At 62.4% G+C, this 20,648-nt stretch carries 20 protein-coding genes; 10 read left to right on the forward strand and 10 right to left on the reverse strand.

From position 1 onward, the window contains the following. Positions 1 to 22 precede the first annotated feature (22 nt). Genes ACTU6U_RS14080 through ACTU6U_RS14090 form a run of 3 tightly spaced genes read right to left on the reverse strand, consistent with a single transcriptional unit; the run spans position 23 to position 2,906 of the window. The gene (locus tag ACTU6U_RS14080) at positions 23 to 922 is read right to left on the reverse strand and encodes a DUF4097 family beta strand repeat-containing protein (RefSeq protein WP_443469741.1); all 900 of its coding nucleotides are present in this window, start codon (positions 920 to 922) and stop codon (positions 23 to 25) included. Continuing rightward, positions 919 to 1,614 carry a response regulator gene (locus ACTU6U_RS14085; protein ID WP_443469742.1) on the reverse strand — a complete coding sequence of 232 codons (696 nt, stop codon included), beginning with the start codon at positions 1,612 to 1,614 and terminating at the stop codon, positions 919 to 921. Before ACTU6U_RS14085 ends, ACTU6U_RS14080 begins: the two co-directional genes overlap by 4 nt. After that, complete coding sequence (locus ACTU6U_RS14090; RefSeq protein WP_443469743.1) at positions 1,602 to 2,906, reverse strand: sensor histidine kinase; 1,305 nt, start codon at positions 2,904 to 2,906, stop codon at positions 1,602 to 1,604. The genes ACTU6U_RS14085 and ACTU6U_RS14090 overlap by 13 nt, the downstream gene beginning before the upstream one ends. 119 nt (positions 2,907 to 3,025) lie before the next feature. Here ACTU6U_RS14090 and ACTU6U_RS14095 point away from each other — a divergent pair, with 119 nt between their 5' ends. Beyond that, a complete protein-coding gene (locus tag ACTU6U_RS14095) occupies positions 3,026 to 3,739 on the forward strand; it encodes a VIT1/CCC1 transporter family protein (protein WP_443469744.1) in 714 nt (237 codons plus the stop codon). A gap of 60 nt (positions 3,740 to 3,799) precedes the next feature. Here the strand turns inward: ACTU6U_RS14095 and ACTU6U_RS14100 are convergent, their stop codons facing one another. The 7 genes from ACTU6U_RS14100 to dnaA all read right to left on the reverse strand — a co-directional run bounded on the left by ACTU6U_RS14100 (position 3,800) and on the right by dnaA (position 13,709). Next, positions 3,800 to 4,204: a DUF3566 domain-containing protein gene (locus ACTU6U_RS14100; RefSeq protein ID WP_443469745.1), complete on the reverse strand. Its 405-nt coding sequence runs from the start codon at positions 4,202 to 4,204 to the stop codon at positions 3,800 to 3,802. After that, positions 4,201 to 6,771 (reverse strand): DNA gyrase subunit A, encoded by a 2,571-nt coding sequence (gene gyrA / locus ACTU6U_RS14105; RefSeq protein WP_443469746.1) that lies wholly within the window; start codon positions 6,769 to 6,771, stop codon positions 4,201 to 4,203. The genes ACTU6U_RS14100 and gyrA overlap by 4 nt, the downstream gene beginning before the upstream one ends. A gap of 58 nt (positions 6,772 to 6,829) precedes the next feature. After that, positions 6,830 to 8,887 (reverse strand): DNA topoisomerase (ATP-hydrolyzing) subunit B, encoded by a 2,058-nt coding sequence (gyrB, locus tag ACTU6U_RS14110; protein ID WP_443469747.1) that lies wholly within the window; start codon positions 8,885 to 8,887, stop codon positions 6,830 to 6,832. A gap of 118 nt (positions 8,888 to 9,005) precedes the next feature. Then, entirely contained in the window at positions 9,006 to 9,491 is a 486-nt protein-coding gene (locus ACTU6U_RS14115; protein ID WP_443469748.1) for a DciA family protein, read from the reverse strand. Further along, positions 9,488 to 10,690, reverse strand: a complete 1,203-nt coding sequence (gene recF / locus ACTU6U_RS14120; RefSeq protein ID WP_443469749.1) for a DNA replication/repair protein RecF — start codon at positions 10,688 to 10,690, stop codon at positions 9,488 to 9,490. Before recF ends, ACTU6U_RS14115 begins: the two co-directional genes overlap by 4 nt. A 77-nt stretch (positions 10,691 to 10,767) precedes the next feature. After that, complete coding sequence (gene dnaN, locus ACTU6U_RS14125) at positions 10,768 to 11,910, reverse strand: DNA polymerase III subunit beta (protein ID WP_443469750.1); 1,143 nt, start codon at positions 11,908 to 11,910, stop codon at positions 10,768 to 10,770. A gap of 407 nt (positions 11,911 to 12,317) precedes the next feature. Then, on the reverse strand, positions 12,318 to 13,709 hold the full coding sequence (gene dnaA / locus ACTU6U_RS14130) for a chromosomal replication initiator protein DnaA (RefSeq protein WP_443469751.1): 1,392 nt from the start codon (positions 13,707 to 13,709) through the stop codon (positions 12,318 to 12,320). Between the two features lie 322 nt (positions 13,710 to 14,031). Between dnaA and rpmH the strand changes: the two genes are divergently transcribed. The 9 genes from rpmH (at position 14,032) to ACTU6U_RS14175 (ending at position 20,645) form a co-directional block, all read left to right on the forward strand. Further along, positions 14,032 to 14,169, forward strand: coding sequence for a 50S ribosomal protein L34 (gene rpmH, locus ACTU6U_RS14135; protein ID WP_045278552.1), 138 nt, complete (start codon positions 14,032 to 14,034; stop codon positions 14,167 to 14,169). 5 nt (positions 14,170 to 14,174) lie between these two features. Further along, a complete protein-coding gene (gene rnpA, locus ACTU6U_RS14140; protein ID WP_443469752.1) occupies positions 14,175 to 14,525 on the forward strand; it encodes a ribonuclease P protein component in 351 nt (116 codons plus the stop codon). Then, entirely contained in the window at positions 14,522 to 14,872 is a 351-nt protein-coding gene (yidD, locus tag ACTU6U_RS14145) for a membrane protein insertion efficiency factor YidD (RefSeq protein WP_443469753.1), read from the forward strand. The genes rnpA and yidD overlap by 4 nt, the downstream gene beginning before the upstream one ends. A gap of 3 nt (positions 14,873 to 14,875) precedes the next feature. Further along, positions 14,876 to 15,943 (forward strand): membrane protein insertase YidC, encoded by a 1,068-nt coding sequence (yidC, locus tag ACTU6U_RS14150; protein WP_443469754.1) that lies wholly within the window; start codon positions 14,876 to 14,878, stop codon positions 15,941 to 15,943. Continuing rightward, positions 15,943 to 16,437, forward strand: a complete 495-nt coding sequence (locus tag ACTU6U_RS14155) for a Jag family protein (protein WP_443469755.1) — start codon at positions 15,943 to 15,945, stop codon at positions 16,435 to 16,437. Before yidC ends, ACTU6U_RS14155 begins: the two co-directional genes overlap by 1 nt. 19 nt (positions 16,438 to 16,456) lie before the next feature. After that, positions 16,457 to 17,077 carry a 16S rRNA (guanine(527)-N(7))-methyltransferase RsmG gene (gene rsmG, locus ACTU6U_RS14160; RefSeq protein ID WP_443469756.1) on the forward strand — a complete coding sequence of 207 codons (621 nt, stop codon included), beginning with the start codon at positions 16,457 to 16,459 and terminating at the stop codon, positions 17,075 to 17,077. A 211-nt stretch (positions 17,078 to 17,288) separates the two neighbouring features. Beyond that, on the forward strand, positions 17,289 to 18,161 hold the full coding sequence (locus tag ACTU6U_RS14165; RefSeq protein ID WP_443469757.1) for a ParA family protein: 873 nt from the start codon (positions 17,289 to 17,291) through the stop codon (positions 18,159 to 18,161). Next, positions 18,161 to 19,135: a ParB/RepB/Spo0J family partition protein gene (locus ACTU6U_RS14170; protein WP_443469758.1), complete on the forward strand. Its 975-nt coding sequence runs from the start codon at positions 18,161 to 18,163 to the stop codon at positions 19,133 to 19,135. The genes ACTU6U_RS14165 and ACTU6U_RS14170 overlap by 1 nt, the downstream gene beginning before the upstream one ends. Before the next feature lie 67 nt (positions 19,136 to 19,202). After that, positions 19,203 to 20,645, forward strand: a complete 1,443-nt coding sequence (locus ACTU6U_RS14175) for a sugar porter family MFS transporter (RefSeq protein ID WP_443469759.1) — start codon at positions 19,203 to 19,205, stop codon at positions 20,643 to 20,645. Positions 20,646 to 20,648 lie beyond the last annotated feature (3 nt).

A 20,648-nucleotide genomic window follows, 5' to 3' on the forward strand; every position in this document is an offset into this window, starting at 1 on the left:
AGAAAATCCGAATCGGCGCCGTTTAGTCTCCCGCGCGCAGGACGACACTCCCGGCCGACACCGACGCGTCGATCACGAACCGCGATTGGCTCGAGGTGTCGAGCCGGTTATCCAGCGATCCAGCGCTGACTTCCTGGTCCACGCGGTACGCGTCATCCGGCACCGTCAGATCAAGAGATCCAGCACTGACATCGATTGATACCGAGCTCGGCGTCGTGTCGATCAGCTCGGCCACGATCTTGCCGGCGGAGACCGTGAAGTCGGCCTCGGTCACTCCGGCAAGTGCCATGTCTGCGCGCCCCGCGCTGACGCCGGCATCCAGCGATTTCGCCGATCCGTCGATCTTGAGCGCACCAGCGCCCACCTCGATGTCGACTTCGTCGTACGCTCCGTCGATATCGAGGCTTCCAGCGCTGAGTGTGAACTCCGCATCCAGGCGCCCGTCATTCAGACTCTCCGGCAGCGTCAAGATGACGGTCTCTTCGGAGAGCCAGTCGTCGCCGAACCAATCGAGGTCGAACCACCCCCCGAATCCGCGATCCGGGCTGCGGACGACGAGCTCGTCGTCGTCCCGTTCCAGCGTCCAGTCGCTGCGGCCTTTGCCGTCGACCTCGAGCGTCGCCTCGTCGACGTCGCCGAACCGGGCGGTGACGTCGCTGCCGGCGACATCCACTCTCAGGCTCCCGACGCCGTCGACGCTGACGCTCTGGCTCTGCGCACCGGCACCTCTCGGATGCGCGGCTTCCCGCAGGTCGTGAGTCGCAGCGAAGGCGGCAGTTCCACCCGCACCGAGCAGCACGACTCCGCCGAAGACCGCGAGCGCGATCGCTGTGGCGCGCCCGCCTGAACCGCGCGGCTCACGGCCCAGGGGAGTCGGGGGAACCTCGTGCCCACCCTGCAGATTCCGCTGGTCGTCGTTCATCGTCCTGATCCTGTCTGAATGTCATTTCCGGCAGGCGATCCGCCACCGGTGTTCTCGATGTGTGCAAGAGCTGCGAGCACTCGTCTGTTGCCTGATTCGTCCTGCTCGAAGCCGAGCTTCTGGAAGATCGCGGTGATGTTCTTCTCGACGCTCGCGGCCGAGAGGAACAGCAGGCTCGCAATCGCCTGGTTCGACTTCCCCTCGGCGATGAGGGAAAGCACCGTGCGCTCGCGCTCGGTGAGCTGCAGCATCCGATCGTCACGATTGCGACGCGTGAGCAGCTGGGCCACGACTTCTGGGTCGAGCACCGACGCGCCCTCTGCGATCCGCTCCACCGACGCGAGGAACTCCGAGACATCTGCCACACGATCCTTCAGTAGATATCCGAGCGGCCCGCCCTGCGCAGCGATCAGATCGCTGGCGTACCGCTCCTCGACGTACTGCGAGAGCACGAGCAGCGGCAGGGAAGGATGAGTCTTGCGCAGGCCGAGCGCCGCCCGGATCCCCTCATCGGTGAACGTCGGCGGGAGCCGCACGTCCAGAATGCAGAGCTCGGGATTCGTGTTCTGCACTGCCTCGGTGATTCCCATGGTGTCGGGGAGCGCTGCGACCACATCGTGCCCGGCGTCTTCGAGAAGCCTGACGAGGCCTTCGCGCAGCAGGACGGAATCTTCACAGATCAGGATGCGCATGGCACGCTCACTTCCAGTGCTGTCGGACCACCCTGGGGGCTGTCGATGCGAATGTCGCCACCCGCCCCGAGGACCCTGTTCGAGATTCCGTCGAGACCGCCGCCGGGCTGCACCTGTGCGCCGCCCACGCCGTTGTCTTCGACGCGCGCCCACAGTGTGCCGCCGTCGCGCAGTCGCACGACCACTCGGCACTCGCTCGCGCGAGAGTGCTTGGCAGCGTTCGTCAGCGACTCGGCGATCGAGAAGTAGACCGCAGCCTCGGCATCCCTGCTGCACCTTCCGTCCATGCGCACGTCGAGGTGCACGGGAATGTGTGATCTGCTGGCCAAGGCCGACAGGGCGGCATCCAGTCCTCGATCATCGAGAACAGAAGCATGGATGCCGCGGGCAAGTTGTCGCAGCTCAGTGATCGCCGCTTTCGTGGATGTGTGCGCTTCTGAGATCAGTGCCTTCGCGGCATCCGGGTCGGCGTCGATCTTCTGCTGCGCAAGTCCCAGAGTCATGCCGACGGAGACGAGCCTCGGCTGAACGCCGTCGTGCAGATCGCGCTCGATGCGGGTGCGCTCGACATCTGCCGCGCGCACCGCGCCCTCACGCTGAGCGGAGGTGGTCCGCACCCGCTCGACGAGTTCCGCCTTGTGACTGGGGATGACGAGGGATCGTGCGATGGTCCGATCCAGCAGAGCGAGTCCGATGATGCCGGCTGCTGCAGCGAGAACGCCGAGGATGCCGAGAACTGTTGCCCACCCCGCGGTGACGAGGTTTCCGAAGGGACCGGCGACCTCGTCACGGGCGAACAGCGGCGTGAAGGCGAAGATCGCCGACCACACCAGGCCCCAGAACAGTCTGAGCACGAGGGCGCCGAAGACGCAGGCGATGACGAAGCTCGCGACCGCGCGCCACATGCGTCCATCGATGCTCTGGCGTCCGAGTGAACGGATCCATCCGCCGAACCCGGGGGACTGTCGACGACGGTGCTGGAGGTCGGGAACGTCGAGACCGTAGAGCCCGCGCACGCGGACCACCTCGAACCATCCGACGCCGTACAGGGCGTAGACGAGGCCAACCAGGAACAACGCTCCGATCCCGAAGGCGAAGAGCAGACCGGCACCAGCGCCGAGCAGACCGGAGAGGATGCCGATGACACCGCCGCCGATGACGCCGAGGGCAGCCAGATGTAGGACGGTGAAGAACACGCGCAGCGGCGTCGCAGAACGCTGCGGAGCCGGCGATGCGGCTGGCTCTGCGGCGGGCGCGGTGGCCGGTGCTGGGGGGACAGGCGGAGTGGTCATGTCTCAAAGGTAGGCCGCCAACCGCAACGCGCGACACCGAGCCAACCGGATCATCGCGTTCGGGTTTTCCCTACTCGTCAAGGTCACCTTTCCCGCGAGCCATCGGCGAAGATGGGACCGTGAGCGAATCGCATCCGCAGGAACCGCACGGTGCAGGCATAGGCCAAAAGCTGAACTGGCTTCGCGCCGGCGTGCTCGGCGCCAATGACGGCATCGTCTCGGTGGCATCCCTCGTCGTCGGTGTCGCCGGCGCGACCACCGACAATTCCGCGCTGCTGGTCGCCGGCATCGCCGGTCTCGTCGGCGGCGCCATCTCGATGGCCCTCGGCGAGTACGTCTCAGTGAGCAGTCAGCGCGACACCGAGCGTGCACTGATCGAGAAGGAGCGCGAAGAGCTGCGCACCATGCCGGCCGAAGAGCTCGACGAACTCACCGATCTTTACCGGCAGCGCGGACTCAGCGAAGACACCGCCCGGCAGGTCGCCATCGAACTCACCGAGCACGATGCGCTATCCGCGCACCTCGAGGTAGAACTCGGCATCGATCAGGACGACCTCGTCAACCCCTGGCACGCCGCACTCTCATCCGCAGTCTCCTTCACCATCGGTGCACTGCTGCCGCTGCTGGCGATACTGCTTCCACCGGTTCAGTGGCGGGTACCGGTGACATTCGTCGCCGTGCTCATCGCCCTCGCTGCGACAGGAGCTGTCGCAGCCCGCGTCGGAGGCGCCTCCCCTGTGCGAGCCGCCGCAAGGCTGGTGATCGGAGGAGCGCTCGCGCTGGTCGCCACCTGGGGGATCGGCACGCTTCTCGGAACCACCGGGATCGTCTGACGTCGCCTCGACGACGAATGGCGGATGCCGAAGCACCCGCCATTCGTACGAGAAAGTCCGCTAGTTGGACATGAAGCCGACGAGCAGTCCGCCGGTGACCTTCACTGCGAGGTTGTAGATTCCGGCGACGACTGCGCCGAGAACCGTGAAGACGATCAGGTTCAGGATCGACACGACAGCGGCGAACGCCATCACCTGGGGAAGCCCCAGCAGCGACGCGAGCGAAACCGAACCGTCCGTGATGTTCCCCACGAAGGAGTCCGCCTGCGTGATGAGGTTCGTCGCCTGCAGCACGAGGTAGATCAGGAAGAACGAGACCATGGTCACGATCGCCAGCGCGACCGCAGCCAGGAACGAGAGCTTGACCGCCGACCAGAAGTCGACATAGACCAGGCGCAGGCGGACCTGCTTGCCACCGGTCTTGCGTGTGGACTTCTTCGCGAGCTTGTCAGCTACTGTGCTCATTCGTCGTTACTTTCCTCGATGGTCTCAGTCGTTTCGGGGGCCGGTGCCGACTCGGGGGCGTCGTTCGCTGACTCCGCACCCGCCTCATCTTCTTCGAGGCCTCGCTCTTCGTTGCGAGCAATCGCGAGGATCCGGTCCTTCTCGGACGTTCGGGCGAACAGGACACCCATGGTGTCTCGACCCTTCGCTGGCACCTCGGCCACGGCAGAGCGTACCACCTTGCCGCTGGAGAGAACCACCAAGACCTCGTCGCTCTCGTCGACGATCAGACCACCCGCGAGGACCCCGCGGTCATCGTTGAGCTTCGCGACCTTGATGCCGTATCCGCCGCGGTTCTGCACGCGGTACTCGTCGACGATCGTGCGCTTGGCGTAGCCGCCGTCGGTGACGGTGAACACGAACTGGCCGGGAGTGGCAACGGATGCTGAGAGCAGACGGTCTTCGCCCTTGAACTTCATTCCGGTGACACCCGCTGTCGCTCGGCCCATCGGACGCAGCGCCGTATCGGTCGCCTGGAAGCGCACCGACATGCCCTTGCTGCTGATGAGCAGGATGTCGTCGGAGGCGTCCACGATCATCGCGCTGACCAGCTCGTCCTCCTCGCGGAGACGGATGGCGATGACGCCGCCCTGACGGTTGGTGTCGTACTCGCTCAGGCGCGTCTTCTTCACCAGACCCTCACGGGTCGCTAGGACGAGGTAATCCGCGACGTCGTAATCACGCATCGCGAGGATCTGCGCGATGCCCTCGTCGGGCTGGAGCGCCAATAGGTTGGCGACGTGCGTGCCCTTGGCATCGCGACCGGCCTCTGGCACCTCGTACGTCTTCGTGCGGTAGACGCGGCCCTTGTCGGTGAAGACGAGCAGCCAGTGATGCGTCGTGGTGACGAAGAAGTGCTCGACGATGTCATCTGCGCGCAGCTGCGCACCCTTGACACCCTTGCCGCCGCGGTGCTGTGAGCGGTAGTTGTCGCTGCGCGTGCGCTTGATGTAGCCATCGCGCGTGACAGTGACGACCATCTCTTCTTCAGCGATGAGGTCTTCCATCGAGACATCGCTGTCGAAGCCCTGCAGGATGTGCGTACGACGCTCGTCACCGAAGCGGTCGACGATCCCCTCGAGCTCTTCGCGGATGATGCCGCGCTGGCGAGACTCGTTGGCGATGATGTCCTTGTAGTCGGTGATCTTCGCTTCGAGCTCGGTGGCCTCGTCGACGATTTTCTGGCGCTCGAGAGCGGCAAGGCGGCGAAGCTGCATCTGCAGAATCGCATCGGCCTGGACCTCATCGATGTCGAGGAGTGTCTGCAGGCCCCCGTTCGCCTCTTGCGGCGTGGGCGAGCGGCGAATCAACGCGATGACCTCGTCCAGCGCGTCGAGCGCCTTCAGGTACGCACGCAGAATGTGCATGCGCTCTTCAGCCTTACGCAGGCGGAAGATCGTGCGGCGCACGATCACGTCGATCTGGTGCGTGATCCAGTGCGAGACGAAGCCGTCCAGCGCGAGGGTGCGCGGAACACCATCGACGATCGCGAGCATGTTCGCGCCGAAGTTGTCCTGCAGCTGCGTGTGCTTGTACAGGTTGTTGAGGACGACCTTGGCGACAGCATCCCGCTTGAGGACGACCACGAGACGCTGACCGGTGCGGTCACTGGTCTCGTCACGGATGTCGGCGATGCCGGTGATCTTGCCGTCGCGGGCCAGGTCACCGATCTTCACCGCGAGGTTGTCGGGGTTGACCTGATAGGGGAGCTCGGTGATGACCAGGCACGTGCGGCCCTGGATCTCTTCGACGCCGACCACCGCGCGCATCGTGATCGAGCCGCGACCGGTGCGGTACGCCTCGTGGATTCCCTTGGAACCCAGGATCTGGGCTCCGGTGGGGAAGTCCGGGCCTGGAATGCGCTTGATCAGGCCCTCGAGGAGCTCTTCCCGCGGAAGCTCGGGGTTGTCCAGCGCCCAGAGCGCAGCATCCGCCACCTCACGCAGGTTGTGCGGGGGGATGTTCGTCGCCATACCGACAGCGATACCGACCGAGCCGTTGACCAGCAGGTTCGGGAAGCGCGCCGGGAGGACAGTCGGCTCCTGGGTCTGACCGTCGTAGTTGTCCTGGAAGTCGACGGTCTCCTCTTCGATGTCGCGCACCATCTCGAGCGCGAGCGGAGCCATCTTCGTCTCGGTGTAACGCGGGGCCGCAGCACCCATGTTTCCGGGGGAACCGAAGTTTCCCTGTCCGAGTGCGAGCGGGTACCGCAGCGACCACGGCTGCACGAGACGGACGAGGGCGTCGTAGATCGCCGAGTCACCGTGCGGGTGGTATTGACCCATGACTTCACCGACGACGCGGGCGCACTTCGAGAAGGACTTGTCGGGGCGGAAGCCGCCGTCGTACATGCCGAAGATCACACGGCGGTGCACGGGCTTGAGACCATCGCGGACATCCGGCAGCGCACGACCGACGATGACGGCCATCGCGTAGTCGAGATAGCTGCGCTGCATCTCGGACTGCAGGTCGACCTGGTCGATCTTGCCGTGTTCGTGAACCGGCTCGGGGCGTTCTTCGTCAGTCATGTGTTTCTTTCGTTTGCTGAGCTTGTCGAAGCATCCGGTCGCAGTGAATGCCTGAGCATCAGATGTCGAGGAAGCGAACGTCCTTGGCGTTGCGCTGGATGAAGCCACGTCGAGACTCGACGTCCTCACCCATCAGCACGCTGAAGATCTCGTCCGCGGAGGCTGCGTCTTCGATGGTCACCTGGCGAAGAGTTCGCGTGCTGTGATCCATCGTGGTCTCCCACAGCTCCTTGGCGTTCATCTCACCCAGACCCTTGTAGCGCTGCACGCCGGAGTCCTTGGGAAGGCGCTTGCCGTTCTCGAGACCGTGCTTCATCAGTGCGTCGCGCTCAGCATCCGAGTACACGTACTCGTGCGGCTGGTTCGTCCACTTCAGTCGGTACAGCGGCGGCATGGCCAGGTATACGAAGCCCGCTTCGATGAGCCCGCGCATGTAGCGGAACAACAGCGTCAGCAGCAGTGTCGTGATGTGCTGGCCGTCGACGTCAGCATCCGCCATCAGAACGATCTTGTGATAGCGGGCCTTCTCGATGTCGAAGTCCTCGCCGATACCAGTGCCGAAGGCCTGGATCATCGCCTGGACTTCTTTGTTCGCCAGCGCCTTGTCAAGGCGCGCGCGCTCGACGTTGAGGATCTTGCCTCGAAGCGCCAGGATCGCCTGCGTGTGCGGATCGCGTCCCTGCACAGCGGAGCCGCCGGCCGAGTCACCCTCGACGAGGAAGATCTCGCTGATCGAGGGGTCCTTGCTCGTGCAGTCCTTGAGTTTGTCGGGCATGGCAGCCGACTCGAAGACGCTTTTGCGACGAGCGGTCTCACGAGCCTTGCGCGCTGCCATTCGCGCGGTCGCCGCGTCGATCGCCTTTCGGATCACGCTCTTGGCCAGGGTGGGGTTGCGATCGAACCAGTCACCGAGCTGATCGCCGACGACCTTCTGCACGAAGGCCTTCGCTTCGGTGTTGCCGAGCTTGGTCTTCGTCTGCCCCTCGAACTGCGGCTCGCCGAGCTTGATAGAGATGACAGCGGTCAAACCTTCACGTACGTCGTCGCCGGAGAGGTTGTCGTCCTTCTCCTTGAGAAGGTTGTTCGCGCGGGCATACTTGTTGACCAGGGTGGTCAGCGCGGCGCGGAATCCCTCTTCGTGCGTCCCGCCCTCATGAGTGTTGATCGTGTTCGCGTAGGTGAAGACGTTCTCGGTATATCCGGTCGTCCACTGCATCGCCACTTCGAGCGAGATCTTGCGAGTCGTGTCTTCGGCTTCGAAATCGATGATCTCGTCGTGCACTGTTTCGGCACGACGCACGCGGTTGAGGTACTCGACGTAGTCGACAAGACCGCGCTCGTAGAAGAAGACGTCACCGCGCTGCCTGGTGACAGTGGTGCCCTCTTCTTCGATTTCGTACGTGGATCCTTCGCGCTCGTCGTGGAGCTCGATGCGCAGACCCTTGTTCAGGAAAGCCATCTGCTGGAAGCGGGTGCGCAGCACGTCGTATTCGAACTCGACGGACTCGGTGAAGATCGCAGGGTCCGGCCAGAACGTGATCTCGGTCCCGGTCTGGTCGGTCGGCTCGCCCTTTTCAAGCTTCTGCAGCGGGGTTCCGCCATTGCCGAAGCTGTGGTGCCAGGCGAAGCCCTTCTGCTTCACCGTGACGTTGAAGCGGGTGGACAACGCGTTGACGACCGAGGAGCCGACGCCGTGCAGGCCACCCGAGACCGCGTACGCGCCGCCGCCGAACTTTCCGCCGGCGTGCAGGATCGTGAGCACCACCTCGACGGTCGACTTGTTCGGATCGGAAGAGTGCGGGTCTGTGGGGATGCCGCGGCCATTGTCGACGACGCGGATGCCGCCGTCAGCGAGCATCGTCACGATGATGGTGTCGGCGTAACCGGCCAGCGCCTCATCAACGGAGTTGTCGACGATCTCGTACACGAGGTGGTGGAGCCCTCGAGGACCGGTCGAGCCGATGTACATACCTGGCCGCTTGCGAACGGCCTCAAGGCCTTCGAGGATCTGAATCTGATCGGCGCCGTAGTCACCAGATGGCTTCGCCGCGGCATTCGTCGACGAGGTTTCTCCGGGTGTGGATTCAGGCTCGTCAGCAGTATTTTCAGGCGTCATCAGAGGGCATTCTCCACATCGATATCTCGAAAGCCCAGTCTACCCTCATCAGAGCGTTTCACGTCGCTGGGCGCCCGTGTGTGGCCCTGAAATCGATCCGGACCCCGTTCGCGGTGTCCTACCCGTAGGTATCGCGCGGGCCCCGCCCTGGGACGGCTCTGGGACCCCATTTCCAAGAAGGAACGTCCGGGCCGATGAAACGGAGGTTGTCGACACCCGCGTGCGGATAACGTCTTCCGATCTCAGTGAGGATGGTCGCCCGCATAAATTGCAGGTTCTTCGCCCACGCCGTCGAGTCGCACTTCACCGTCAGCATCCCGTTCTCCAGAGATACGGGTTCGGAGTGTTTTGCGGTGTCGCTTCCGGCGAGATCTGCCCACTGACGGACGAGATCTTCGCGGGCGAGAGTGATCTCCCACCCTGAATCACGACTGAGCTTGTCGAGCACAGCGCCCAGTGCGCCGGGATCGCGCCCGGGCGTGAATGGAGCGTTGTCGTCGTCATCGCGGATGCGACGCTTGCGCTTCCAGCTCTTCGAACTCGGCTTCAGTCCGCGCAGGCGCAGATAAGTTCCGATGGTCTCGGGGACTTCGGCATCGGTCATGATGCATCCCCCTCATCGGTATCGACTGCCCGGTCATCGGTATCGACTGCCCGGTCATCGCTGATCGTACCCGCGTCAATCCGCACGACATGCCGGTGCAGCGGTTCGGGAATGTCCGCCTCGACTGCAGCGGTGACGATGACCTGCTCGTATCCCGCGGTGAGACTGGCCAATCGCTGGCGACGATCGGCGTCGAGTTCGGCGAAGACATCGTCGAGGATGAGCACCGGATCACCTGCCGGCGACTCGGCGCGCAGAAGCTCAGCGGATGCCAGGCGCAGAGAAAGTGCGACTGACCAGGATTCACCGTGCGAGGCATAACCCTTGACCGGAAGATCGCGCACGCGCATCAGAAGATCATCGCGGTGCGGTCCGACGAGGGTAAGACCGCGGTCGAGTTCCTGCTGCCGCTTGGCGAGAAGAGCCGCACGGAACATCTCGGCGAGTTTGGTGCGCTGGGTCTGCGGCAGTGAATCGACCTCGCCCTCTTCGGGGTCTGCCCCACTCACCGACAACGCCCATTCGAGTTCAGGACTGTGATCTGCACCGGCGATCGCGGAGTATGCCGCGGCCAGCGGATGCTGCAGATCGGATGCCAGGCGCAGACGCGCATCGATGATCTCAGAGCCGAGCGCGATGAGCTTGTCGTCCCAGACTTCGAGCGTCGTGAGCGCTTCGCCTCGGATGCCGCGCGCCCTGGCGGATTTCAGCAGCGCAGTGCGCTGCTTGAGCACCCGGTCGTAATCGGCGAGCACCCCGGTCATGCGCGGAGTGCGCTGAATCAGGAGCTGATCGGCGAATTTCCTGCGTGAAGACGGGTCGCCGCGCACGATCTGGAGGTCTTCCGGGGCGAAGAGCACCACATGCGCGTAGCGCGGAAGTTCATTCGTCTTCGATGGCGAACCGTTGATCCGCGCCTTGTTCGAACCCTGTCGATTGATCTGGACCTCGACGAGGACCCGGCGATCGCCGACCGAGAGTCTGGCGCGAATGACAGCGAACTCGTGACCGTCTCGCACCATCGGTGCATCCGATGAGACCCGATGCGAGCCGAGTGTCGCAAGGAACACGATCGCCTCGGCCAGATTCGTCTTGCCCTGACCATTTCGTCCGACGAGAACATTCGGACCCGGAAGCAGAGCAAGATCTGCGGTCGCGTAATTGCGGAAATCAACCAAGTTCAGGTGCTCCACGATCACGGAGTCAGCCTACCTTCGGGCTCTGACAACGCGACGCTGCGGTCCCTGATGCTTCGACAGGCTCAGTGATCGAAGGGTCAGCGAAGCAGCAGGTTCGGCTGGAGGAGGTACTTGTACGAGTCAAGACCCGCCTGGTCAACCGAGGTCTGGCTCGTGATGAGCACCGGGCTCAGCTTGTTCGCATTGTCACTGGAGGTGAATGTCACGCGGACGAACTCGCTCTTGACCGCACTCAGAGCTTCGGTCAGGTACTGCGGGTTCAGTCCGAGCGTCACTTCGTCGCCACCGGAAAGGTGAGCGTCGACGGATTCAGATGCACGAGCGTGCTCGCTGCCCGAAGCATCCATCGTCACGTTGTCGGAGCTGAACGTGAAACGCAAGGGAGCTGCGCGGTCAAGCACCAGCGCAACACGGCGCACGGCTTCGATGAGATCCGCGGTGTTCACAACCGCGTAGTGGTCGGTCTGCTCGGGGAACAGCCGGCGCACAGGCGGGAAGTTTCCCTTGATCAGCAGCGACGTCACGGTCTTGTTGCCCGCGGTGAAGGCGATGATCTCGCGGTCACCGGTTCCGGAGAACGCGATCTGGATCGTGCCGGCATGCCCGAAGGTCTTGCCGACTTCGGTCAGCGTGCGAGCGGGAACGAGCGCGGTCTGCTCGGATGCTTCGCCATCCCACGGAACATCCCGCAGTGAAACGCGATAGCGGTCGGTGGCGACCAGGCTCAGGTTCTGGCCCGAGACCTCGAGCTGCACACCGGTGAGCACAGGAGTCACGTCGTCGCGGGATGCTGCGAAACCGACCTGTGCGATTGCCGTTGCGAACTCGTCAGCGGGAACGACACCGGAAGATCCGGAGACCTCGGGAATCGAGGGATATTCCTCCACTGGCATGGCTGCCAGCATGAACCGCGCAGATCCACACGTCACGGAGATCCCGCCGTCTTCTTCGACGGCGATCTCGATCGGAGCGTTCGGAAGCCGGCTTGCGATGTCGGAGAGTAGACGACCGTGCACCAGGATCGTGCCCGGTGTGTCGACTGTCGCGTCGATCGTCGTGCGAGCGGATGCCTCGTAGTCGAATGCCGAGAGCGTCAGTCCGTTTGCGCCTGCCTCGATGAGAACACCGGCAAGAATCGGCTGCGGATTGCGCTGTGGCAACAGCTTGACGACGAAGGACACAGCCTCGCTGAATACATCGCGGTTGACCTGGAACCTCACTGGCGCTCCCTCGTCGTGAATTACAAGACCTGAGGGACATCGGCTCACCTCAGGGGTTCCCATCGTATCCCCACAGCGCGATCGCGCCATACGCCCAAGTTTTCACATCTTCGAGGTGATCGGATGTCAGCCCTAGAGGATTAACTTCTTAACATTGTTAACAGCTGTGGATACTGTGGATAACTCGGTGGATATCAATCGCGAGTAAGGAACTACACACGTGTGAGTTGTGGAATTCCTGAGGAAACCGCGTGAATACGGGTCTGGCGCAGCATCCGCTCAAACCAGAGTTATCCACAGGTTCTGGGGATTCGCACACATTCGTCCCGAACCTGAGGCACATTCATCCACAAGTTATCCACATGTGCAAAGGGGCATTTTGAGGGGTGATTCCCCGCGCGTCAAACTCAGCGGCGACCGAGCTGCGTGGTGATTTCAGTCACCTGGTTGTAGATCGAGCGTCGTTCCTTCATGAGGTCGCTGATCTTCTTGTACGCGTACATGACCGTCGTGTGGTCGCGGTTGCCGAAGAGCTGGCCGATCTTCGGCAGGGACAGGTTCGTACGTTCGCGGCACAGATACATCGCGATCTGACGAGCAGTGGCGATCTGCTGTGAGCGGCTGGATCCGTAGAGGTCATCGACCGTGAGCTTGAAGTACTGCGCCGTCGCCGTGATGATGTCGGTCGGCGAGATGATGTTGTCTTCGGCCGTGTCGACGATGTCGCGGAGAACGGTTTGCGCGAGAGAGATGTCGAGCGCGGAGCGGTTGAGACTGGCAAAGGCGGAGACGCGGATGAGCGCGCCCTCGAGCTCGCGGATGTTCGACGAGACGATCGTCGCGATGTACTCGAGTACTTCATCGGGAATGTGTAGTGCTTCGCTCTGCGCCTTCTTACGGAGGATCGCGATGCGAGTCTCGAGGTCAGGCGCCTGCACATCGGTGATCAGGCCCCACTCGAAGCGGCTGCGCATGCGGTCTTCGAAACCGGTGAGGTGCTTGGGTGCGACATCACTGGTGATCACGATCTGCTTGTTGTGATCGTGCAGGGTGTTGAACGTGTGGAAGAAGGTCTCCTGCGTCTCGGCGCGACCCTGCAAGAACTGGATGTCATCGATCAGAAGGATGTCGACATCGCGGTAGCGGGCCTGGAAAGCAGAGCCGCGGTTGTTCGCGATCGAGTTGATGAAGTCGTTGGTGAATTCTTCGCTCGAGACGTACCGCACCTTTACCCCGGTGTAGAGCGATTGCGCGTAATCACCGATGGCGTGCAGCAGGTGAGTCTTGCCGAGGCCGGAGTCGCCGTAGATGAACAGCGGGTTGTACGCCTTCGCGGGTGCTTCGGCGACAGCGACCGCTGCCGCGTGGGCAAAGCGGTTCGACTGTCCGATGACGAAATTGTCGAACGTGTATTTCGGGTTCAGCCGTGACTCGTGACGCAGCGGGGTCGGCAGTTCGTTGCTGATGTCTGTTCGGGGTGCTTCTGGTCGACCGAAGTCGGCAACGGCGATGGGGGCAGTGGGCTGCTCGGCGAGTTCGTGATTGACGACGACTCGGAAGGAGGTGACATCTTCTCCGAGCTGGGCGAGCGCTTCCATGATCGGCACCCGCAGGCGCTTGTTGATCTGTGCGGCGGTCAGATCATTGGGGACGTCGAGATAGAGCGTCGCGCTCATGACGCCGGCGGGAACGGCGAGGCTCAAGAACCCCTGCAGCTGCGGGGTGACGCGCTCATCCTGATCGAGGAGCTCTGTGACCTCTGCCCAGATAGGAACGTCGGGCTGGGCAGGAGAGGACATGGTGCTCCAGGCGGGTGTTGTCGGAGGAGCAGTGAAACGTGCATTCCCCCTGTGGATAACTTCGGATGCCACGGTAGTCATCCGCGCCGTTATCAGCAACCTGCCTGTGGAAAACCGGGGGTGTGTCTTGCACGCCGCGTGTGTCGAGGTTGTGGATAATTGGCTTGCAGGCAGATGCACAGGCCTGAGCCCTCGCGCGGAGAATTTGCTCTCTGCGCTGTCAAGACGTACCCTTAATCGGTTGACTTATGCCCGGATCTGGGCAGTTCCCCAATGTCTCCGGTCGTACTCATCCGGTGACAGCCATTCCCGGAGTGATTCCATGACCAAGCGTACTTTCCAGCCCAACAACCGTCGTCGTGCCAAGAAGCACGGCTTCCGCGCCCGCATGCGCACTCGCGCCGGCCGCGGCATCCTTGCGGCTCGCCGTGCGAAGGGCCGCACCGAGCTCTCGGCTTAAGCTTCGTGCTCGCCCGTCCGTTCCGACTGACGCGAGGCACTGACTACAAGTCGGTCGTCCGTCGCGGTGTCCGGTGCGGGGGCGCCCGGGTCGTCACCTCGATGTTGACGACCGGTGAAGCACGTGAACCCCGGTTCGGGTTCATCATCAGCAAGCAGGTGGGTACCGCTGTGATCCGCAACACCGTGCGCCGACGGCTGAAGGCCGTGTGCGCAGAAGCGATCGCAGAAGTACCGCAGGGCACGGACGTCGTCATCCGTGCCCTTCCCGCGTCTGCAACCGCATCCTTCAGCGAGCTGAGATCAGATGTGACGCGCTGCCTCGGCAGGCTTGGCCGACAGACGGATGCCGCATGAGCGCACTGCCTTCGTATGCAATGGGCTCTGCTCACCTCCACGGTGGCGACCTCGCGCGCGGCATCCCGTTGGTCCCACGCAATCTGGTCCTCGGTTTCCTCACCGCATATCGCACCGTGATTTCACCGATCTACGGAGATGTGTGTGCCTACTATCCGTCGTGCTCGGCTTACGCTGTAGGAGCGGTTCAGCAGCACGGCGCGATCAAGGGAGCTCTGCTCTCGGCATGGCGCATCCTGCGCTGCAACCCCTGGACCAAGGGCGGCGTTGATGACGTTCGCCCCCACGACCATTTCCGATACGACCTGACCCCCCGAGGTTTCGTCGTACCTTCCCGAAAGGACTGATCAGTGGGTCTTGACCTTCTGCTCGCCTCAGCGACGCCGACACCTAACACCGGGGGCGGCGGATTCGATCTGCTCGGCACCATTCTCTGGCCGCTCAAGTGGGCGGTTGAGCTCATCCTCGTCGCCTGGCACTGGCTGTTCACCGCGGTGGGGCTTCCCGCGGCATCCGGCATCACGTGGATCCTTTCGATCATCGGCCTCGTCATCGTCGTTCGCGCGTCGGTGTTCCCTCTCTTCGTGCGGCAGATCAAGAGCCAGCGCAAGATGATGGAGATCGCGCCGGAGATGAAGAAGATCCAGGCGAAGTACAAAGGCAAGAAAGACCAGCTCTCTCGGGAGGCCATGAGCCGCGAGACGATGGGCCTGTACAAGAAGCACGGCACCTCGCCGATGTCGAGCTGTCTGCCGCTCATCGTGCAGATGCCGATCTTCTTCGCGCTGTTCAGTGTGCTCAACGACGTCACGAAGCACGCGACGCAGGGTCTCGGTGGCGTAGGACTGCTCAGCGCCGAACTCACCCAGGAGTTCTACGACGCGACGATCTTCGGCTCTGTCTCGCTGCACGGCACGCTCGGCCAGGCCGTCGAAACGCAGAACACGGTCGCGATCGTGCTGCTGGTGATCCTCGTCGTCCTCATGATCGGTTCGCAGTTCTTCACGCAGCTGCAGATTATCTCGAAGAACCTGTCGCCCGAGGCCAAGACCGGCCAGGCGTACCAGATGCAGAAGATCATGCTCTACGTGCTGCCGCTGGGCTTCATCTTCTCGGGTGTCTTCTTCCCGCTGGGTGTCGTCGTGTACTGGTTCATCTCGAACCTGTGGACCATGGCTCAGCAGTTCCTCGTCATCCGTGAGATGCCTACCCCGGGTTCTGAAGCCGCGAAGGCACGCGAAGAGCGTCTGGCTCGCAAGGGCAAGGCAATCGACGCCTCGGGCAAGGTTGTTCCGATGGCGGCGTACGAGGCAGAACAGCAGCGGATGCTGGAAGAAGCAGAGAAGGCGAAGCAGGAGGCGTACAAGCGCCAGCAGCCTGTGAGTAAGAAGCGCGCGAAGAAGAAGGGCTCGAACTGATGGCCACTGACAACGTGACTGAACGCCCTGAGCAGACCGCTGATCAGCTGGAGCACGAAGGCGATGTCGCCGCGGACTTCATCGAAGAGCTTCTCGACATCGCAGACATCGACGGCGATCTGAACCTCGACGTGCGACAGGGTCGTGCGTACGTGTCGGTTGAATCCGAGGATGAGAGCATCTCGGTGCTCTCGAACCCCGACACCGTGCAGGCACTGCAGGAGATCACCCGCCTCGCAGTGCAGAGCAAGACCGGTGCGTTCTCACGGTTGATCCTCGACGTTGGCGGATCTCGTGACGCTCGTCGTCGTCAGCTCGAGAAGCTAGTCGACGCTGCAGTGATCAAGCTTGATGAGGGTGCATCGCAGGCATCCCTGCCCGCAATGTCGAGCTACGAGCGCAAGCTCGTGCACGATGTCGTCGCTGACCGCGACCTCGTTTCGGAATCATACGGCGAGGGTCCGGACCGCCACACGGTCATCCGTCGTCGTTGATGTTTCACGTGAAACATTCATGACTGTTGAGGTTGAGCCCGAGGCTGCACACGCACTGTTCGGTGATCGCATCGAACTGGCACGATCGTTCACTGCCGCGCTTGCTGCTCAGGGTGAAGAGCGCGGTCTGATCGGCCCGCTCGAACTCCCACGTTTGTGGACCCGTCATGTGCTGAACAGCGCGATTTCCGCTCCCCTCTTCCATGGTTCTGCTGCGGACATCGGTTCAGGTGCGGGACTCCCAGGCATCGTCCTGGCCATCGCACGCCCGGACGTGTCGTGGACGTTGGTGGAGCCGATGGAGCGTCGTGTCATCTGGCTCAATGAGCAGGTGGCCGAACTCGATCTGCAGAACGTCACGGTGTTGAGGTCACGCGCGGAAGATGTGCCGCCGACTCAGTTCGACGTCGTGACGGCTCGTGCTGTGAGTGCGCTGCGCACTTTGGTGCCTTGGACAGCGCCGCTCGTGCGCGATGGCGGAGAACTCGTCCTCCTCAAGGGCAAGAATGCGGATGCTGAGATCACTGCAGCAGCAAAGCAGATCAAGAAGTACCGACTGAGCGACGTGCGTGTCGAGGTGCTCGGCGAGGACACTCTGTCGGAGTCGACACGAGTCATTCGAGCAACCGTACGTGGCTGATCCCGTACACGGTCGCTACACAAGTGAAGAGCCAATGTTTCACGTGAAACATTCGGGCGACAATCGCTAGCTCGCACGAGTTCTGCACAGGCTGGCCACTACGTGGATCTCCCTGTCGGAAGACCCCAGTAGAGTGGAACGCGGCCATCGAGAGGAGTGGATGTTTCACGTGAAACAATCCGAGAAGCAAGCACCGAACGATGCATTCGGGATGGATACGCCGCTCGCGAGAGAGATCGCTGATCTGTCGGCCCGTCGTCGCAATCTCGAAGATGTGAAGGTCAGTTTCACCGGAGAGACCCGTATTCTCACGGTGTCGAACCAGAAGGGTGGCGTCGGAAAGACGACGACCGCCGTGAACATCGCTTCGGCGCTGGCTTCACTGGGCGCCAAGGTGATGGTGATCGATCTGGATCCCCAAGGAAACGCGTCGACCGCGCTCGGTGTTCCGCACAATGCTGAGACCCAGAGCATCTACGACGTGCTGATCAATGAGGTTCCGCTCGCTGACGTTCTGCAGCAGAGTCCGGAATCTGAAAACCTCGTGTGTGCGCCCAGCACGATTCACCTCGCGGGTGCAGAGATCGAACTCGTCTCGCAGGTGGCGAGAGAGCATCGCCTCCGCGGAGCACTGGATCAGTATCTCGCTGAGCACCCCATTGACTTCATCATCATCGATTGCCCGCCATCGCTCGGACTGTTGACGATCAACGCGTTCGCCGCGGCAACCGAGGTTTTCATCCCGATTCAGTGCGAGTACTACGCGCTGGAAGGATTGAGCCAGCTGCTCGGCAGTATCCAGATGATTCAGAAGCACCTCAACCCCGCACTGCATCTGTCAACCATCCTGCTGACGATGTACGACGGACGGACCCGTCTCGCGCAGCAGGTCGCCGATGAAGTACGCAATCACTTCCCAGAGCAGGTGTTGAACACGGTTATTCCGCGTTCTGTCCGTGTGTCTGAGGCACCCAGTTTCGGCCAGACGGTGATCACCTACGACGGAGCATCCGCCGGAGCGATCGCGTATCGCGAGGCCGCTGTAGAAATCGCGTCCAAAAAGACGCAGAGCAAGGAGAACTGATGGCGAAGCGCACCGGATTGGGCCGCGGAATCGGCGCCCTTATCCCTACAAGTGATCAGGCGACCCGGCCTGTCGACGTGTTCTTCCCTGGGGCGACGATCACCGCGGATGCAGCGAAGCCGGCGAGCACCGCTCCCGCGGCTGATTCTGAGCCTGACCTCGAAGTGGTTCCCGGCATCCATCTGATTCAGGTTGATCCGAACGCGATTGTCCCGAACCCGCGTCAGCCGCGAACGCACTTCGATGAGAACGAACTCGCAGAGCTGGTGCACAGTGTGCGTGAGTTCGGAGTTCTGCAGCCTGTTGTTGTTCGAAAGAACTCTGAGGGTGAGTACGAACTGATCATGGGGGAGCGGCGCACCCGCGCTGCTCGCGAGGCTGGACTCGAGATGATCCCTGCGATCGTTCGCGAGACCGACGACGAAGATCTCCTCCGTGACGCGCTCCTCGAGAACCTGCACCGATCCGAGCTGAACCCGCTGGAAGAAGCATCCGCCTATCAGCAGCTTCTCGAAGACTTTGGCATCACACAGGAGCAGTTGGCCACACGCATCGGCCGTTCGCGTCCGCAGATCAGCAACACGATCCGTCTGTTGAAGCTCCCTGTGCCCGTTCAGCAGCGCGTTGCGGCGGGTGTCCTCTCCGCGGGGCACGCTCGCGCTCTGCTCTCACTCAACGATGCCGAGCAGATGCAGAGGCTCGCCGACAAGGTGGTGAACGAGGACCTCTCGGTTCGCGCGACTGAGGAGGCCGCCAAGACGCTGCCGGCCGCCGGTTCTAAGAAGGTCAAGCCGCAGCCGGGAGCACGTCGTGCGTATCTCGATGAGGTCGCCGGCAAGCTCGGTGACCGTCTGAATACCCGAGTGAAGATCACTCTGGGCGCACGAAAAGGCCAGGTCGCGATCGAATTCGCGTCGATCCAGGACCTCAACCGGATCCTCAGCGATCTCGGTGAAGAACAGTACGGATCCTGACGCGATTCAGATTTGTCTCGCCCTGATGCGCGACGACTCCTAGAGTGGGCTCAAACGAGGGGGACACATGTCTGATGGAAGCCGCACGCCCGGACGTTTCAGCGCACGAGTAATCGGAATCAGCATCGCGGCCGCTCTGGGCGGCTTCCTGTTCGGCTTTGACACTGCGGTCATCAACGGAGCCGTGGATGCTCTGGCGGGCGCCTTCTCGCTCGGACCCGGACTTCAAGGCTTCGCTGTCTCCTCAGCTCTGATCGGCTGCGCCGTCGGTGCGTGGTTTGCGGGAAGTCTCGCGAACAAGCTCGGTCGCATCCCCGTCATGATCATCGCGGCGGTTCTCTTCCTGGTCTCCGCGATCGGATCAGGTCTCGCTTTCAGTGTGGTCGACCTCATCATCTGGCGTGTGATCGGCGGACTTGGGGTGGGCGCGGCATCCGTCATCGCCCCTGCGTACATCGCCGAAGTCTCGCCGGCGAAAATCCGCGGCAGACTCGGGTCCCTCCAGCAGCTCGCCATCGTCACCGGTATCTTCACCGCGCTGCTCTCCAACGCGCTTCTCGCGACCATCGCCGGTGGCGCAGCGAACATGCTGTGGTTCGGCATCGACGCCTGGCGCTGGATGTTCATGGTCGAGGCGATCCCGGCGATCGTCTACGGCGTGATGGCGATCAGGCTCCCGGAATCTCCACGGTTCCTGGTCGCCAGAGGCCAGATCGACAAGGCATCGCAGGTCCTCTACGACTTCACGGGTGAGTCAGACGTCAACCTCAAAATCGAAGAGATCCGCAAGACGCTGAATGTCGAGCAGAAAGAGTCACTCAAGGACCTTCGTGGTGACAAATTCGGCCTGAAGCCCATTGTGTGGGTGGGCATTCTGCTGAGCGTCTTCCAGCAGTTCGTTGGCATCAACGTGATCTTCTACTACTCGACCACACTCTGGCTTTCGGTTGGATTCGACGAATCGAGTGCCCTGATGACCTCTGTCATCACCTCGATCACGAACATCGTGGTGACGATCATCGCGATCCTCCTCGTCGACAAGGTTGGCCGGCGCCCGATGCTGCTCACCGGATCGATCGGCATGGCAGTGACCCTAGGCATGATGTCCGTGGCCTTCTCGTTCGGCACCCTGCAGGACGGCAACGTCGTCCTCCCGCAGCCGTGGTCACTGATCGCCCTCATCTGCGCCAACGGATTTGTGGTGTTCTTCGGCGCCACCTGGGGTCCGCTGGTCTGGGTGCTGCTGGGGGAGATGTTCCCGAACAGCATCCGCGCCGGTGCTCTGGCAGTCGCCGCCGCCGCTCAGTGGGTGGCGAACTTCTTCATCTCGACGACGTTCCCGGCCTTTGCCGAGATCGGGCTGACCTTCGCCTACGGGTTCTACGCGTTCTTCGCGATCGTGTCGTTCTTCTTCGTGTACTTCCAGGTACCAGAGACTAAGGGTCGAGAGCTCGAAACCATGACGGATGTTGTGAATCTGCCGCGCCGCGGAGGCAAAAAGCACGCGTAGGCT

Source organism: Microbacterium zouquanmingi (assembly GCF_052266695.1).
GTDB lineage: Bacteria > Actinomycetota > Actinomycetes > Actinomycetales > Microbacteriaceae > Microbacterium.

What these genes read in the sequence shown, in the direction of transcription:
- ACTU6U_RS14080 (WP_443469741.1), bottom strand. Translation starts at nt 922, where the DNA reads ATGAACGACGACCAGCGGAATCTGCAGGGTGGGCACGAGGTTCCCCCG.
- ACTU6U_RS14085 (WP_443469742.1), bottom strand. Translation starts at nt 1,614, where the DNA reads ATGCGCATCCTGATCTGTGAAGATTCCGTCCTGCTGCGCGAAGGCCTC.
- ACTU6U_RS14090 (WP_443469743.1), bottom strand. Translation starts at nt 2,906, where the DNA reads ATGACCACTCCGCCTGTCCCCCCAGCACCGGCCACCGCGCCCGCCGCA.
- ACTU6U_RS14100 (WP_443469745.1), bottom strand. Translation starts at nt 4,204, where the DNA reads ATGAGCACAGTAGCTGACAAGCTCGCGAAGAAGTCCACACGCAAGACC.
- gyrA (WP_443469746.1), bottom strand. Translation starts at nt 6,771, where the DNA reads ATGACTGACGAAGAACGCCCCGAGCCGGTTCACGAACACGGCAAGATC.
- gyrB (WP_443469747.1), bottom strand. Translation starts at nt 8,887, where the DNA reads ATGACGCCTGAAAATACTGCTGACGAGCCTGAATCCACACCCGGAGAA.
- ACTU6U_RS14115 (WP_443469748.1), bottom strand. Translation starts at nt 9,491, where the DNA reads ATGACCGATGCCGAAGTCCCCGAGACCATCGGAACTTATCTGCGCCTG.
- dnaA (WP_443469751.1), bottom strand. Translation starts at nt 13,709, where the DNA reads ATGTCCTCTCCTGCCCAGCCCGACGTTCCTATCTGGGCAGAGGTCACA.
- rpmH (WP_045278552.1), top strand. Translation starts at nt 14,032, where the DNA reads ATGACCAAGCGTACTTTCCAGCCCAACAACCGTCGTCGTGCCAAGAAG.
- yidD (WP_443469753.1), top strand. Translation starts at nt 14,522, where the DNA reads ATGAGCGCACTGCCTTCGTATGCAATGGGCTCTGCTCACCTCCACGGT.
- ACTU6U_RS14155 (WP_443469755.1), top strand. Translation starts at nt 15,943, where the DNA reads ATGGCCACTGACAACGTGACTGAACGCCCTGAGCAGACCGCTGATCAG.
- rsmG (WP_443469756.1), top strand. Translation starts at nt 16,457, where the DNA reads ATGACTGTTGAGGTTGAGCCCGAGGCTGCACACGCACTGTTCGGTGAT.
- ACTU6U_RS14165 (WP_443469757.1), top strand. Translation starts at nt 17,289, where the DNA reads ATGGATACGCCGCTCGCGAGAGAGATCGCTGATCTGTCGGCCCGTCGT.
- ACTU6U_RS14170 (WP_443469758.1), top strand. Translation starts at nt 18,161, where the DNA reads ATGGCGAAGCGCACCGGATTGGGCCGCGGAATCGGCGCCCTTATCCCT.
- ACTU6U_RS14175 (WP_443469759.1), top strand. Translation starts at nt 19,203, where the DNA reads ATGTCTGATGGAAGCCGCACGCCCGGACGTTTCAGCGCACGAGTAATC.